This window comes from Candidatus Tectomicrobia bacterium, assembly GCA_016192135.1.
GTDB lineage: Bacteria > UBA8248 > UBA8248 > UBA8248 > UBA8248 > 2-12-FULL-69-37.
In genome coordinates this window covers 1-13,616 of the sequence record JACPUR010000007.1, presented here as the reverse complement: position 1 = coordinate 13,616, position 13,616 = coordinate 1, and the positions used below count along the sequence as shown (strand labels likewise).

Genomic DNA, 13,616 nt, shown 5'->3' with positions numbered 1-13,616 from the left:
TTACCGCCATCTTTCTGGAGCAGGTTTTAATGGTGTCATTCCGAGCGAAGCGAAGAATCTTCGTGAATGGCGGCGATCGGCTAACGGCGCTCCGGCCAGGAAGATAGCCGATGGGTTCTTGTCTTGCGCGAGAGAAGCATGAGCAAGAGTTACTTCGTCTACATCGTGGCGAATTACTCGCGGCGGCTCTACGCCGGTATCACGAGCAACTTGACGCGAAGGGCTTTTGAGCATCGCAACAAGACGAAACCCGGATTTGCTTCAAGATACGACATTGGACGCCTGGTCTATTTCGAAGAAACGAACGATGTAGAGGCGGCCATCGCCCGTGAAAAGCATATCAAGGGCTGGAAGCGAGAGAGGAAGATCGCGTTGATCGAATCGGTCAATCCGGGGTGGGCGGACCTGATGCGGGGGTAATTCCCGAAGATTCTTCGCTTCGCTCAGAATGACACCCAAAGAGCGAATCAGGCAATTCCGAGGCCCACACGTTCCTTCCCCCTACTTTATCCCGTAGTCGTCCTCTTTGCGCTCGATGCCGCTTTTGCTATATCCCGAGCCTTTCATATTCCCTGCGAGTCTATCTCGGCTCATATTCCCTGCGAGTCTATCTCGGCCAGGATTTGTTGCACCTGCCGCTTGAAGGGGGGCAAGTGCACGGTTGCGGCTTTCCATATCTCTTCGAGATCAAGGACGAAGTACTGGTGCACCACCACGTTCCGCAAGGCGATGGCCGCTCTCCATGAAGGTTGGGGGTGGCGCGCCCGTAATTCCTGGGAAAGTCCCGCCGCGACCTCGCCGATGATTTGAAGGTGGTGGAGCATCCAGACCTGGAGGAACTCATCCCGGAGGAAAGCTTCCCTGCCTTTGGCGGCATGTTCCTCGATGCGCGCGGCGGCTTCAAGGATATCGAGAAACCACAGCCGGTCGTCCCTCACAGCGGCACGGCGTCCCGCATCACATTCTCTCGGACACGCGGGCGCAGACCCCGCGCGCTGATGAGGTGGACCTTCCGGCCCAGGAGTTCTTCCAGTTCCATTTCGAGTTCCGCGTGGGTGAAGGGGCTCATCTCGGGGCCCGGATCGATGAGCAGGTCAATGTCGCTCTTCTCGTCGGTCTCGCCCCGCGCCACGGAGCCGAAGATGCGCACGTTCCGCGCGCCGTAGCGCTCCACGGCCCGGAGGATTTCCGCGCGCTTCTGCTTGAGGAGGTCGTCCGGCTTCATGGCGTGATCCCTCCACCGCCGGGGCGGCGAACAGGAAAATCATATCATAGTGGAGGAGGGGTAGGGCTCCGGTACGGAAGGAATGGAATCCCGCCTCACTTCCTCCCGTAGTCGTCCTCTTTGCGCTCGATGTCGTCCTCGCCGAAGTAGCTGCCGCGCTGCACCTCGATGAAGACGAAGGGCAGGGCCCCCGGGTTGCGCACCCGGTGCCAGGCCCCCTGGGGGATGTCCACGGCGTCCCCGGGGAGCATCGGGATGTCCTCGCCGTCGAGCGTCACGACGCCCTCGCCCGAGACGGCGTACCAGTGCTCGCCGCGCTTCTGGTGGCGCTGGAGGCTCAGGCGCTGGCCCGGGTCCACGGTGATGCGCTTCACCTTGTGGTCGGGCTCGTCGGCGAGGACGAGATAGCCGCCCCAGGGGCGGCGGTCCCACTCTCCCGCGGGCATGGCGGCCTCCTTTAGGCGCGCGCGAGGCGCCGGTAGAAGAAGCCCGAGAGGGCGCCCAGCAGGAGCCAGAGCAGGGCCGAGGCCGCGAGCGAGGCGGCGGCGAAGGCCCTCTGGAGGGACTCGGGCGCCGGGCCCCCCGGCCCGGGAGGGTGGGGGGCGCCGATGAGATGGGGCAGGGCGAGGAGCGCGGCGCCCAGGAACTTCCAGGCGTCCCCGCTGGCGAAGACGAGGAGGGCGAGGCCTCCCGCCGTGGAGAGGGCGGCGAGGGCCCACCACATCTGGCGCAGGGCGAGGGGCGCGGCGAGGGTGCCGGGCGGCTCGGGCGGAAGCCCCAGCGCGGGCGCCAGGCTGAAGGAGGCGAAGCCCCCGAGCCCCCAGAGGAGGCCCTCCTTCCAGCCGATGCCGGCCCCCCCGCGCAGGGAGAAGGCCGCCGCGAGGAGGAGGCCGAAACCCATGGCGGTGAGCACGTTGGCCACGGCGGTCAGGGCGAGGCGGCCGGGGCCGTCCAGGACCCGGGCGGCCTCGGGCCGCTCGCCCCCGGCGGCGCGCTCGTAGGTCTCGGCCTGGAGGATGAGCGGGAGGACGCGCTGGGAGTGGAAGGCCGTCGCGGCGAGGCCGGTCAGCAGCCCCGCCAGGGCGGCGGTGAAGAGGATGCGGCGGAAAACCGGCATGCCCGTCCGCCCCCCTTTAGTGGCAGGGGAAGCCGAGGGCGTGGCGGGAGTCGTGGGCCGCCTCGTGCAGGGCCTCGGGGCCCGCGAAGCCGGCGCCCGCGATGAGGGCCGCGCCGAGCAGGATGGCGGCCAGGGCGGGGGCGAGGGCCTTGCGGCCCGAGAGCGCCAGCTCCGGGGCGTGCGGTAGAGCCGATTCGTTCCGCTGCTCCATGGTGAGTCCTCCGGGAATGTCCGCGCGGGGGGGCCGACCCCCGCCGCGTCCATTATACCGCAGGTTCGGTTCCCCGCCGCGGCGTCAATTCTCGAGGATCGCCACCGCGCGGATCCAGGCGCCGCTGGCGCGCTCGATCCGGATCGGGAACATCGAGACGGCGAAGCCGAACTCGGGGATCTTGTCGAGGTTCACCAGCTTCTCGGCGTGGATGTACTCCTTCTTGCGGCCGAGATAGTGGCTGCCGAAGAAGTCCTTGGGGTTCCCCTTGAGGCGCTCGGCGACCATCTTGCCGACGGGCATGTCGAAGCCCCAGGCGTCGATTCCCATGACCTTGATGCCCTGGTCCACCAGCCACTCGGTGGCGTCCACGCTCATGCCGGGATGGGTCTGCTCGAAGTCGTGGCTGTAGAGATGCTTGGTCGTGTGGTCGGTGCGGATGAGGACGATGTCCATGGGCTTGAGCTTGCGGCCCTTCGCCTCGAGGGCCTTCACCTTGGCCTTGGTCTCCTCGACGGTGATGTTGTGGCCGCGCGGGGCGTCGTGGAAGTCGAGCACCACGCCGTCGCCGTAGAGCCACTCGAGCGGCACCAGGTCGATGGTCTTCGAGGGCTTCCCCTCGCAGGTGGGGCCGTAGTGGAACGGGGAGTCCAGATGGGTGCCGCTGTGGGTGGAGAGCGACACGTCCTCGGTCGCGCAGTGCATGGAGTCGGGGAAGTAGCTCACGTCCGGGAACTTGTAGGCCTTGGCGCGGCTGCGGCCCAGCTCCAAGTGGGGGATGTACCGGATGTTCGTCGGGTTGGCTTCCATCGGGGCGTTCTGGAGGGGGATGCTGAGATCCACGAGTCTGCGGCCCATCGCGTGTGGCTCCTTCTTCGTCTCGATTCCGTGCGCAGCGGTTGCGCGGATGAATGCCTCGTCAGCGGATTGTCCGTTTGGGCCGCCCGGGGCGCCGGGCGGCCTTTGGGCGAGCGGGCTTCTTCCGGGCCGCATTCTTCGCCGCCTTCGGGGCGGCGGCGCCCGTCCCCGCCGGGGCGAGGGACGCCTTCTGCCCCTTCTTGAGGTGGGGGAAGACGTCGTGCCGGGCGAGCCGGGCGGCCTGGAGCATGTAGGGCGCGCCGCAGTAGGTGAGCATCTGGAGGATGACCTCCATGATCTCGCGCTTGCTGGCCCCGCAGTTCCAGGCGGCCTGGATGTGGGTGCGGAGCTGGGGCAGGGCGTTCGCCATGACGCAGGCGGCCACGGCGCACAGCTCGCGCGTCTTCTGGGGGAGCACGTTCCGGTCGTAGAGGCCGCCGTAGCAGAAGTTCATGAAGATCTCCATGAACTCCCGGCCGCCCCAGTCCTCCATGTCGCGGGCGACGCGCTCGGTGAACTCCTTGCTCCAGAGCATGGTCGCGCGCTTGAGGGCGCGCGGGGGAACCTTGACGCTTCGCGTGGCGGCCAATGCGCTCTCCTCGAATCGGATTCCGGGCGGACCGGCTCAGCCCCCCGTGGCCGAGGGGTGCTGGGACGCCACCACCTTCAGGGGCTTGTCGTAGGGGTTGGTCATCTTGTGGCAGGACCAGGCGGGCGAGAAGACGGCGTCGCCCGTCCCGCACTCGATGGACTTGGGCCCGTCGGGCTCCATCACCCAGTAGACGCCGTTGCCCTCGATGATGGTGGCCACGGTGTCCTTGTCCTGGTGGTCGTGCCAGGGCTCGCCGCAACCGGGGGCGAACTCCACGGTGCTCAGGGAGAGCCGGGCGCCGTGCTTGGCCTGGGTGACCAGCCGCCGGGCCCGGATGCCCGGATGGAGCTCGAAAGGCTGCACTTGGCTGCCCTCGACGATGATCGGACGGATGGGGTTGGTCATTGCCCCGGGCTCCTTGCCTGCGGTCGGTTCGAAAAATGCCAGGAAATTCCGGCTCTTGCTATCACGCGCCCCCGGCGGGTGTCAAACCTCGGAGGCCTCCCGGGGCGGCACGGCCGGGCGGGGCCTCCGCTTTTAACGCCCAGGAAATTTCAGTGAAACCCCCCCGAAACATTCCTCGGGATAATAGCCGCTCATGTCGCGCCCGGCCGCCGAACGGGGGAGCCCCGGCGTGGCTTCGGGGAGCTTCCACTTTTCAAGGAGGAAGGGCAGCCATGAAGAAGAAATTCACCTCGTTCCTGGCCGTCGCCGCGTTCGCCGCCCTGGTGGCCTCGGGGGAGGGACTGGCGCCCTCGCCCGCACGCGCCGCGGAGGAGAAACCGCCCCTCTTCTCGCTCTCGGGCGGGATCGATTTCCCCACGGCCTATTTCTTCCGAGGGATTCAGCAGCAAGACGAGGGCGTGATCTACCAGCCTTACGCCAACCTCTACTGGAACGCGTACAAGGGCAAGGACTTCAGCATCACGCCCTGGGCCGGCGTGTGGAACAGCATTCACGAGGAGAAGGGCGCCGGGAACAAGAAGCACTACGAGATCGACTACCTTGCGGGAGTGGACTTCGGCGTGGGCCCCCTGACCATCGGCGCCGGCTACACCCTCTATCACTACCCCTCCGACGTCTTCGAGGACATCCACGAAGTCCAGCTCAAGTTTACCTTCGACGACGGCGACCTGATCAAGATGACGCGGTTCCCCTTCAAGCTGAGCCCCTACGTCATGTTCGCCTGGGAGACCAAGGACAAGGGCGGCACCGAGGACGCCTACTGGGAGATCGGCCTCCGCCCCTCCTTCGAGGGGAAAATCGGGGCCGTCCCCTTCACCTTCGGCGTCCCGGTGACGGTCGGGTTCAGCGGGGATGACTACTACTTCAAGAAGAACGGCAAGGAGGCCAACCTGGGTTTCGTCTCCGTGGCGGCCACGGCCAGCATCCCGCTCCCCATGCCCAAGGAGGCCGGAAGCTGGTCGCTCGGGCTCAAGGTCGAATACCTCTACCTCGACGCCTTCAGTGCCCGCGCCTCGAACAACGGGCGCACCGACGAGGTCATCGGCATGGTGGGATTGGCCGTGGCCTTCTGATCGGCGGGGGGCTCGCCCGCCCCGTTCGCCTCTTCAGCCGTCCCGCCTGAAAGGGTCCCTTCTCGGGGGCTCTTTCTTTTCCGCGTTCACATCCCTGAGGCACGAAGGCCTGGCCCAAAAGGGCTATCCGGCGGGTAGCCCTCTTTTTTCCGGAATAGCCCGCTTGGATGATTCCGCGGGGGGAAAAGCGCAATATATACGAATATGGGATTTGAGGGTCTTGCAATCATAAATTCGGCCGCGCTGCTCCCGAAGGAGCGGGCATGGTCCGCGCTCGAATGGAGGGATGTGAGATGAGGATAAGGTGCACCTGGGTTGCCGCGGCGCTGGTCTGCTTTCTCGGTGCCGGTTTCGGGTCCGTCACGGCCGCCGTCGCGCAGGCTCCGTCGCCGGGCGCCATCGCCCTGGGCGGCAGGCTCTATGACAAATGGTGGAAGGCGGTGCCCGGGGCGAAGGAGCCCTCAGGGGACCATCCCCTGTGGGCGCTCCAGACCACCAACAAGCTGAAGGGCCCGGCCACATGGCGGTGCAAGGAGTGCCACGGCTGGGACTACCGCGGCAAGGACGGCGCCTACGGCTCCGGCTCCCACCGCACCGGCTTCACGGGACTCATGGCTGTCCGGGCCAAGAGCGTGGACCAGATCAAGGACGCCCTGAAGGGCGCCGCCAACCCCAAGCACAACTTCTCCGCCGGCCTGGATGACGCCGCGCTGACGAACCTCGCCATCTTTTTGAAGCACGGACTGGTGGATCTGGCTCCGGCGATTGACGCCAAGGCGAAGAAACCCCTCAAGGCCGACTCGGCCCGGGGGCAGCAATTGTCCGCCATGTGCGCCGCCTGCCACGGGCCGGACGGAAAGAAGCTGAACTTCGGGAAGCCGGACAAGCCGGAGTATGTGGGCACCGTCGCCAAGGCGAACCCCTGGGAGTTCGTGCACAAGGTCCGCACCGGCCATCCGGGGGCGGAGCCGCCCATGCCCGCCGGGGTGGAGCTCGGGTGGAACCTGCAAGACGCGCTGGATATCTTGGCCTACTCCGCCACCTTGCCCGCGAAGTAAGTCCGTCGGGGACCGGGGGGACGGCCGGCGCGGCACGGCCGCACCCCCGCCGGCCGGATATCGGCCCCGCTCCGTCCGGAGGCCGTGAATTCAGTTTCCCATTCCGGTATCGTGGCGCGATTTGCGGGCCCCCATCCACCGGAAGAGGAGTTACGTGTGAAAGGCTCGAGAATGCCGAATGTGCTCGGCGCGGCCCTGCTCTGTGCCGCCGTCGTGTCCTGGCCGCCGCCCGCCGGGGCGCAGCCGGCCGAGGCGCTCCAGGAGCGCATCCAGAGCCTGGAGCGGCAGCTCAACGCCCTCAAGGAGCAGCTCCAGGCCGTCCAGGAGGAGCAGAAGGCCCGGAAGGCCCAGGCCGAGCGGCAGGAGAAGCAGCTCGCGCCCCTGGCCGACCTCCGGAAGTCGGTCGAGGCGCTCTCCAAGATCGAGATCTCGGGCGGAGCCACCGGCACCCTCCAGTCCACCTCGGGGGCCCCGCGCTCCCTGGGCGGGGACGAGAGCTTCGCCGGCGGCTCCTTCGATCTCATCCTGACCTATAAGCCCCTGAACAACGTCCGGCTGGTCCTGGACCTCGAGGCCATCGGCGGCAACGGCCCGGACGATCGCTTCCCCACCCTCGCGGGCCTGAACGGGGACCTGGGCACCACGAACGACACGGTGACCATCCTCGAGGCCTACATCGAGGCTGCCTTCCTCGGGGAGCGCCTCGTCCTCACCGCGGGCAAGATCGACCTCACCAACTACGTGGACACCAACGCCTACGCCAACGACGAGACGCTCCAGTTCCTGACCGGCGCCTTCGTGAACAACGCCATCCTGAGCAACCCCGAGAACGGCCCGGGCGCCCGCATCCGCTATGAGGTGATCCCCGAGTGGCTCTACGTCGAGGCCGGGTTCCAGAACGGCGACCGCGACCGGGACGCCCGGACCACCAACCGCTTCTTCGAGGACGTCTACGGCGTCGTGGAGATCGGCGTCACGCCCAAGCTCCTCGGCCGGCCGGGCGGCTACCGCGTCTGGGCCTTCGCCGACGGCGCGGGGCAGCGGGCCCGCGAGTCCGGCGGGCTCCGCCGCTACACCGCCCACGGCGCGGGCGTGAGCCTCGACCAGGAGCTCGCCGGCTGGCTGGGCGCCTTCTTCCGCATCGGCTACCGCGACTCCGCCAACGTGAACTACGACACCCAGGCCGCCTGGATGGCCGGCTTTCAGATCATGAAGATCCTGCCGGGGCGCCCGGAGGACGCGCTGGGCCTGGCCTACGGCGAGATCAAGCCGGCCAAGCGGGCCGCCCCCGCCCGGCCGGTCCGAAACGAGAAAGTGTACGAGGTCTACTACCGCTGGCACTTCACCGATAAGTTCCACCTGAGCCCCATCCTCCAGGTGGTGGACGACCGCGCGGGCGAGCGTGAGGACCTTTTCTGGGTGATCGGGGCGCGGCTCCAGGTGGATTTCTAGCGGCGCCCCGTCCTTTCCGGTTTTCAGAAGGCCTCCCTGCGGGGGGCCTTCTTTTTTTGCCCTCTGTTCGGTCAAGAGGCGGGCTCCGGCGTCGCAATTCCCCTCCCGCTGTGACAGAATCCGATCCGATTTTCCGCGGTTGAAACCCGGCTACGCCGCCTGAACACCCCAACTCTTAAAGCCGCTCCTTCGCCCAGTTCCGGAGGTGTCCATGCCGTTTCCGCGTTTCACGATGCGCGCGCATATCCTCGCCTTGTGCCTGGCGCTCCTCGCGGCCCTCGCGGCGGCCGGCCCGGCCCGCGCGGCCGAGCCGGGGACGCCGGCCCGGATCTACCTGAAGAACGGGGACCTGCTCACCGGCCGCATCATCGACATCGACAGCAAGGCGGTCGTGGTGGAGACGAAGCACCTGGGCAAGGTCTGGGTGGCGCGGGAGGGGATCGACCGGTTCGAGCCCCCGCTGCCCTCCCGGGCCATCCTGAAGACGGGGGAGGAGCTGGAGGGAGAGGTCGTGGGCGTCACCCCGGACTCGGTCACCTTCCGGCAGGGGGAGGTGTCCCGGAAGATCGCGAACGAGGCCCTCTGGCGGGTGCGGGTGCGGGGCGTGGAGGCGCCCCTGCTGACCGGTTCGCTCGGCGGGGGGCTCTCCATGAAGCAGGGCAACTCGGACTCCCTCGGCTACAACATGCGGGGGCGCCTCATCCGGGAGACCTACCGGAGCGAGTTCCGGCTCAAGGGCGCCTACCTTTTCGAGGAGCTGGACGGCAAGGCCACGGCCGACAAGTCCGAGGGGGACCTGCACTTCTCCCATTTCTTCGCCCGTCCCTGGTACTCCTTCTTCCGCGAGAGGCTGGAGAACGACCAGATCGCGGACATCAGCCTCCACTCCGAGACCAGCGCCGGCCTGGGCTACCGGATCATCGATTTCGGGGAGACGCGCCTGGATCTCGAGTCGGGCCCCGGCTTCCAGCTCACCCGCTTTCAGGGAGGCCGGAGGGACGAGCAGCTGAACGTCCGGGCGGGCACCTTCTTCCGGACCATGTTCCCCAGGGGGATCCGCCTGGAGGCCAGCGCGGAGTACATCCAGGGCCTCGAGGCCGGGGACGACTTCATCGCCCGTGCGGAGGTGGCGCTGCGGGTCCCCCTCCGGGCGAACCTGAGCTTCGTCTTCTCGGGACAGGATCGGTTCGACAACACCCCCGCCCCCGGAAGCGAGCGCAACGACTTCACGCTCCTCTCGAACCTGGAGCTGACGTTTTAGGGGCGGAAGAGACGCGGCGAATCATGGGGATCCTTGGCCTTATGGCGCTGAGGAGAAACGCCCCGCCATCGATGCCTTGCGCCCGGGAGAAGCCGCCGGGCCCAGATTCTGTAAAATCCCCGCAAAATCACGCGGAAACCCTTTTTTGCCCGGCCATTTCGCAAATGACAAATGTAATTTACGAAATGATTTGGCGGATTTTTCGGTTCAAATTGGCCGAAAATGCCCGTAAAACTCCGTGAAAAAGCGGAAATTCATAGCAAATCGGCGCAAAATACCATGATATGAGAAAAAGCGTGAAATTCCGTGAGGTCAAGGTGGGAGGAGTTTGCGATAGCAAAAATTCTAAAACCGTAGCTGGCAGATTCAGGGAATCCTATGGCGGATGGGCAAGGGCTACGGAAGTGAGTGGAACTTGGCGCGGCACCTGGGCCACCGCTGCGGGGAGCTGGACGCCGCCGTCGCCCGGGGGGCCGGAGGGCGGCTTATCAGGTGGCTGGATGCCCGTGGACCGCCGGACGGGGAGACCCATCAAGGAATGGGAATATAGTTGATATTCAGAAATTAAACTTTCATATAAGAATGGAAGAGGCGCCGTTAACGGGCTGACACGCACTGCAAAGCCATGGTGGGGATTAGCGTGGCCTCGTTGTCAATGTCCCGAAATTGATTTTTCTGATATTTTGTCTTTCGGAAGAATCGGCCCATGTTTCCATCCCATGGTGTTCTGAAAGCGAGTTATTTCTTGTGGCTCACCGATGGTAGTCTCTATCGCTGAGGGACGTGGGCATGGTTTCCCAAGTTGCCGATTCTCTCATCCGGCTGGTCGCCTTTCTCATCGACGGGAATCGTTACGGTCTCCCCTTGGAGCGGGTCGATCGCGTTCTCCCGCTCGTTGCGGTCTCTCCCCTTCCCAAGGCCCCTGCCTCGGCCATGGGGGTCATCAACCTTCACGGGCAGGTCGTGCCTGTCTTGGATGTCCGGCGGCGCTTCGGCTTCCCGCCCCGCGGCTACGGCCTGTCGACGCACTTGGTGATTGCGCGTTCCACCCGCCGGGTACTGGCGTTGCCCGTGGATGAAGCGCTCGGCGTGGTGGAGGCGAATGCCGACGCTGTCAAACCTCCGGACTCCATCCTCCCCGGGATTGGCCACGTCGCGGGGGTCGTTGCCCTGCCGGACGGTCTTCTTCTCATTCACGACCTGGACGCTTTTTTCTCCCTGGAGGAAGAGCGGCAGCTGACCGAGGCTCTCGAAGGGGAGAAGACGTGATGCTGGCGCCTGACGTCGGTTCCCGGGCACGAGAGTTGGCCGCCAGCCGGCTGGGCCTGGATTTCCGGGAAAGACGCCAGGCGGATCTCGAACAAGGTCTCGTGCGGGCTTGGAAGACGTCGCCGCTCCCGACGCTGGAGGCGTATCTGGCGTGGATTGAGACCTTGCCCGACGAGAGCCAGGAATGGGGCCGGCTGGCCGGCTGGCTTACGGTGGGGGAAACCTACTTCTTCCGCGACCGTGCCAGCGTCGAGGCGCTTGAACAGGATGTCCTTCCCGCCCTCATCGCGGCCCGCCGGGCGGAGGGGGTCTTTCGTCTTCGGCTCTGGAGCGCCGGGTGTTCCACCGGGGAGGAACCCTACACGCTCGCCATCCTGCTGGATCGCCTCCTCCCCGACCGATCCGCCTGGTCCCTGACCGTCCTGGCGACGGACATCAACCTGGAGGCCCTCGAATCCGCCCGCCGGGGGCTCTACCGGGAATGGTCCCTCCGCGAGACCCCGCAGTGGATCCGGGACAGGCACTTCCGCCGGCGGGATGCCCAGACCTTCGAGCTGGACCCGGGGATCCGCCGGATGGTCGCCTTCGCCCCCCTCAACCTGGCGGCGGACGTCTATCCCTCCCTGCTGACCAACACGTCCTCCATGGACTTGATCCTCTGCCGGAACGTCCTCATGTACTTCACCCGCGGGGCCCAGCGGGCGGCCACGGCCCGGCTCCGGCGGGCGCTCGGAGCCGGGGGATGGCTCGCGGTGAGCCCCGCCGAGGCCTCCACGGAACTCTTTCACCCGCTGGCCCCCGCCAACTTCCCGGGGGCCATCTTGTACCGCAATGGACCCGCATCCATTCCGCCGCTTCCGCGCGCTTGGGAGGAAGAGCCTGCCGAACCCGCCTGGCCGGACCTGCTCCTCCCCATTGAAGCGCCACCGGTCACCATCACCCCCGTTGTCCCGCTCCAGAGCGCCCTTTCCGAAGAAGAGGCGCCGGAACCTGCGCCCGGGACGGAAACCCTCCTCCAGGAGGCCCGGACGCTGGCCGGGCGGGGAGAGCTGGAGAAAGCGCGGCAACTGTGCGGGGCCGCGCTGGCGCAGGAGCGGCTCAATGCGGAGGCCTATCTCCTTCTCGCTGAGATCTGCCAGGAGCAGGGAGAGATCTCCGCCGCCCTGGAAGCCCTCCGCACGGCCATCTACCTGACGCCGGATTCCGTCCCGGCTCACTTTCTCCTGGGCGGCCTCCTCCTCCGGCAGGGGGATCATCGGCAGGGGCGGCGGGCCATGGAGACGGTGGTGCGTCTGCTTGAGCCGGTCCCGCACGACGAGGTGGTTCCCGGCTGCGACGGCCTGACGGCGCGGAGGCTTCGGGAAACGGCGAGGGCCTGTCTTGAGCTGCAGGCGATGGACGGCCAAAACGGAACGCAGCGCGTCCCGCGGCGGGAGAGGGTCCGGTGAAGCCAGACAAGGGAAGCCCAATCCCCGAAGCGGCGATCGATTGGAGGGAAATCCACGCGCGCCTGGAACAGAGCCGCCGCGCCCTTGAGGCGGGCGGCGAGCTTCCGCCGCAGGAGGTGAAGCGGATTCTGCGGGAGAGGGCCAAACGCTTCGCCCAGCCCCGGGAAAAGGCACCGGAAGTCACCGCGACCCTGGACCTTCTCGTTTTTGCCCTCGGGGGGGAGCGGTACGGAATTGAAACGGAGCATGTTGTGGAGGTGATCCCCGTCCAAGACTTGGTGTCCGTCCCCTGCACGCCGCCCGTCATCCTCGGGGTGGTGAACCACCGCGGCCACGTCCTTCCGGTCCTGGATATCCGGAGGTTGTCCGGGTTTCCCGGGCAGGCGGCCGGGGAGGGGGGCCGCGCCGTGGTGGTGAAGGCGGGCGGGATGACCTTGGGGATTTCCGCCGACGCAGTCGATGGGACCGTACGGGTCGGGGCAAACGAGCTGTCACCTCCTCCGGCGGTCCTCGCCGGCGGCCGCGAGGAATTCATCCGTGGGGTGACGAGAGAGATGGTGGGGGTTTTGGATTTGGACGCCTTGGCCCGGGATCCCCGGATCATGGTGAACGAAGAAGTCGGCTGACCCGGTGATAGGGGGACGACCATGAAATGGTTCCTGAATATGAGCACGCGAGGGAAGCTCGTCGTCGGCTTCGGGATGATGGTTCTCTTGCTGGTCATCGTGAGCAGCGCGTCATACGTGGCCGTCACGGGGATGCGCTCCTCTCTTGAAAATCTCTACCGGCTTGACCTGGCGAACGTGCACGACCTCAAGGACATCCGGGCCAATCAGAATGGCATCCGGGCCGAAGTCCTGGAGATGCTGTCCCGCCCCAGGGGCGCGGCGTTCGATGACTCGCATCAAGAGATCAAGGAACGCCACAAGGAGAATTCCGAGAAAATCCCGAAGCTCCTCGATCGGAACAAGCACATCCCCTCGCTCCTCGCGAAGCTGAATGAATTTGTCTCCGTCCAAAAAGAGTTCTCAGAGACCCGGGACGCGAAGATCATCCCTCTCCTCTATGAAGGCAAAAGCGAGGACGCAAGGCAGCTGATGCTCGGAATCCAGGATCAGCAGAACAGAAAGATGCGGGCCATCGTGGGGCAGATGACAAATGAAGTGGAGGCCCAGGCCCGAGTCGCCGTCGCCCAAGCCGAGGAAAGGGCCGATCAAGCGATTCGTTTGATTTTGATCTTTGGGCTGGCCGCAGTCGTGGCAGCCGTGCTGGCCGTGGGGGGGATGGGCCGGGTTATTGCAAACCCCCTCAAGGAGATTTCGGGCGTGGCCGAGCGCCTGGCCGCCGGGGACTTGACCGTCGGCGTATCCGCCGACGGCCGCGCGGACGAGGTGGGGGTCCTGCAGCAGACGTTCCGGAAGATGGTAGAGAACCTTCGGCAGTCGACCCGTGATCTTCAGGAGGGTGTGAACGTATTGGGTTCCTCGGCGGGGGAGATCCTGGCGGGGACGACGCAGGTGGCCTCGGGGGCGGCGGAGACGGCCACGGCGGTGGCCGAGACGACGTCGACGGTGGAGGAGCTGAAGC

General features: G+C 66.2%; 17 protein-coding genes. 9 read left to right on the top strand and 8 right to left on the bottom strand.

Features of this window, described 5'->3' with window-relative positions:
* Positions 1-138 precede the first annotated feature (138 nt).
* Positions 139-420 carry a GIY-YIG nuclease family protein gene (locus HYZ11_03460; GenBank protein ID MBI3126643.1) on the top strand — a complete coding sequence of 94 codons (282 nt, stop codon included), beginning with the start codon at positions 139-141 and terminating at the stop codon, positions 418-420.
* A 170-nt stretch (positions 421-590) separates the two neighbouring features.
* On the opposite strand, the gene HYZ11_03455 is transcribed toward HYZ11_03460, so the two are convergent.
* The 8 genes from HYZ11_03455 to HYZ11_03420 form a co-directional block, all read right to left on the bottom strand.
* Positions 591-938: a DUF86 domain-containing protein gene (locus HYZ11_03455; protein ID MBI3126642.1), complete on the bottom strand. Its 348-nt coding sequence runs from the start codon at positions 936-938 to the stop codon at positions 591-593.
* Entirely contained in the window at positions 935-1,225 is a 291-nt protein-coding gene (locus tag HYZ11_03450) for a nucleotidyltransferase domain-containing protein (protein ID MBI3126641.1), read from the bottom strand. The genes HYZ11_03455 and HYZ11_03450 overlap by 4 nt, the downstream gene beginning before the upstream one ends.
* Positions 1,226-1,320: 95 nt before the next feature.
* On the bottom strand, positions 1,321-1,671 hold the full coding sequence (locus tag HYZ11_03445) for a phosphomannose isomerase type II C-terminal cupin domain (GenBank protein ID MBI3126640.1): 351 nt from the start codon (positions 1,669-1,671) through the stop codon (positions 1,321-1,323).
* 11 nt (positions 1,672-1,682) lie between these two features.
* Positions 1,683-2,342, bottom strand: a complete 660-nt coding sequence (locus tag HYZ11_03440) for a CbtA family protein (protein ID MBI3126639.1) — start codon at positions 2,340-2,342, stop codon at positions 1,683-1,685.
* 16 nt (positions 2,343-2,358) lie between these two features.
* Entirely contained in the window at positions 2,359-2,553 is a 195-nt protein-coding gene (locus tag HYZ11_03435) for a CbtB-domain containing protein (GenBank protein ID MBI3126638.1), read from the bottom strand.
* Positions 2,554-2,637: 84 nt separating this feature from the next.
* Positions 2,638-3,411 (bottom strand): cyclase family protein, encoded by a 774-nt coding sequence (locus tag HYZ11_03430; GenBank protein ID MBI3126637.1) that lies wholly within the window; start codon positions 3,409-3,411, stop codon positions 2,638-2,640.
* Between the two features lie 61 nt (positions 3,412-3,472).
* Positions 3,473-4,000, bottom strand: coding sequence for a carboxymuconolactone decarboxylase family protein (locus tag HYZ11_03425; GenBank protein MBI3126636.1), 528 nt, complete (start codon positions 3,998-4,000; stop codon positions 3,473-3,475).
* Positions 4,001-4,036: 36 nt separating this feature from the next.
* Positions 4,037-4,408, bottom strand: coding sequence for a cupin domain-containing protein (locus HYZ11_03420; GenBank protein MBI3126635.1), 372 nt, complete (start codon positions 4,406-4,408; stop codon positions 4,037-4,039).
* A 272-nt stretch (positions 4,409-4,680) separates the two neighbouring features.
* Between HYZ11_03420 and HYZ11_03415 the strand changes: the two genes are divergently transcribed.
* The 8 genes from HYZ11_03415 to HYZ11_03380 all read left to right on the top strand — a co-directional run.
* Complete coding sequence (locus HYZ11_03415) at positions 4,681-5,541, top strand: hypothetical protein (GenBank protein ID MBI3126634.1); 861 nt, start codon at positions 4,681-4,683, stop codon at positions 5,539-5,541.
* A 293-nt stretch (positions 5,542-5,834) separates the two neighbouring features.
* Positions 5,835-6,599 carry a c-type cytochrome gene (locus tag HYZ11_03410; protein ID MBI3126633.1) on the top strand — a complete coding sequence of 255 codons (765 nt, stop codon included), beginning with the start codon at positions 5,835-5,837 and terminating at the stop codon, positions 6,597-6,599.
* 171 nt (positions 6,600-6,770) lie between these two features.
* The gene (locus tag HYZ11_03405; protein ID MBI3126632.1) at positions 6,771-8,051 is read left to right on the top strand and encodes a carbohydrate porin; all 1,281 of its coding nucleotides are present in this window, start codon (positions 6,771-6,773) and stop codon (positions 8,049-8,051) included.
* Positions 8,052-8,262: 211 nt separating this feature from the next.
* Positions 8,263-9,312, top strand: a complete 1,050-nt coding sequence (locus HYZ11_03400) for a DUF481 domain-containing protein (protein MBI3126631.1) — start codon at positions 8,263-8,265, stop codon at positions 9,310-9,312.
* Between the two features lie 789 nt (positions 9,313-10,101).
* Positions 10,102-10,581 carry a purine-binding chemotaxis protein CheW gene (locus HYZ11_03395; protein MBI3126630.1) on the top strand — a complete coding sequence of 160 codons (480 nt, stop codon included), beginning with the start codon at positions 10,102-10,104 and terminating at the stop codon, positions 10,579-10,581.
* Positions 10,581-12,029 carry a tetratricopeptide repeat protein gene (locus HYZ11_03390; protein MBI3126629.1) on the top strand — a complete coding sequence of 483 codons (1,449 nt, stop codon included), beginning with the start codon at positions 10,581-10,583 and terminating at the stop codon, positions 12,027-12,029. The genes HYZ11_03395 and HYZ11_03390 overlap by 1 nt, the downstream gene beginning before the upstream one ends.
* The gene (locus HYZ11_03385; GenBank protein MBI3126628.1) at positions 12,026-12,655 is read left to right on the top strand and encodes a purine-binding chemotaxis protein CheW; all 630 of its coding nucleotides are present in this window, start codon (positions 12,026-12,028) and stop codon (positions 12,653-12,655) included. The genes HYZ11_03390 and HYZ11_03385 overlap by 4 nt, the downstream gene beginning before the upstream one ends.
* 21 nt (positions 12,656-12,676) lie before the next feature.
* On the top strand, positions 12,677-13,616 hold a 940-nt coding region (locus HYZ11_03380), incomplete at its 3' end, for a methyl-accepting chemotaxis protein (protein ID MBI3126627.1).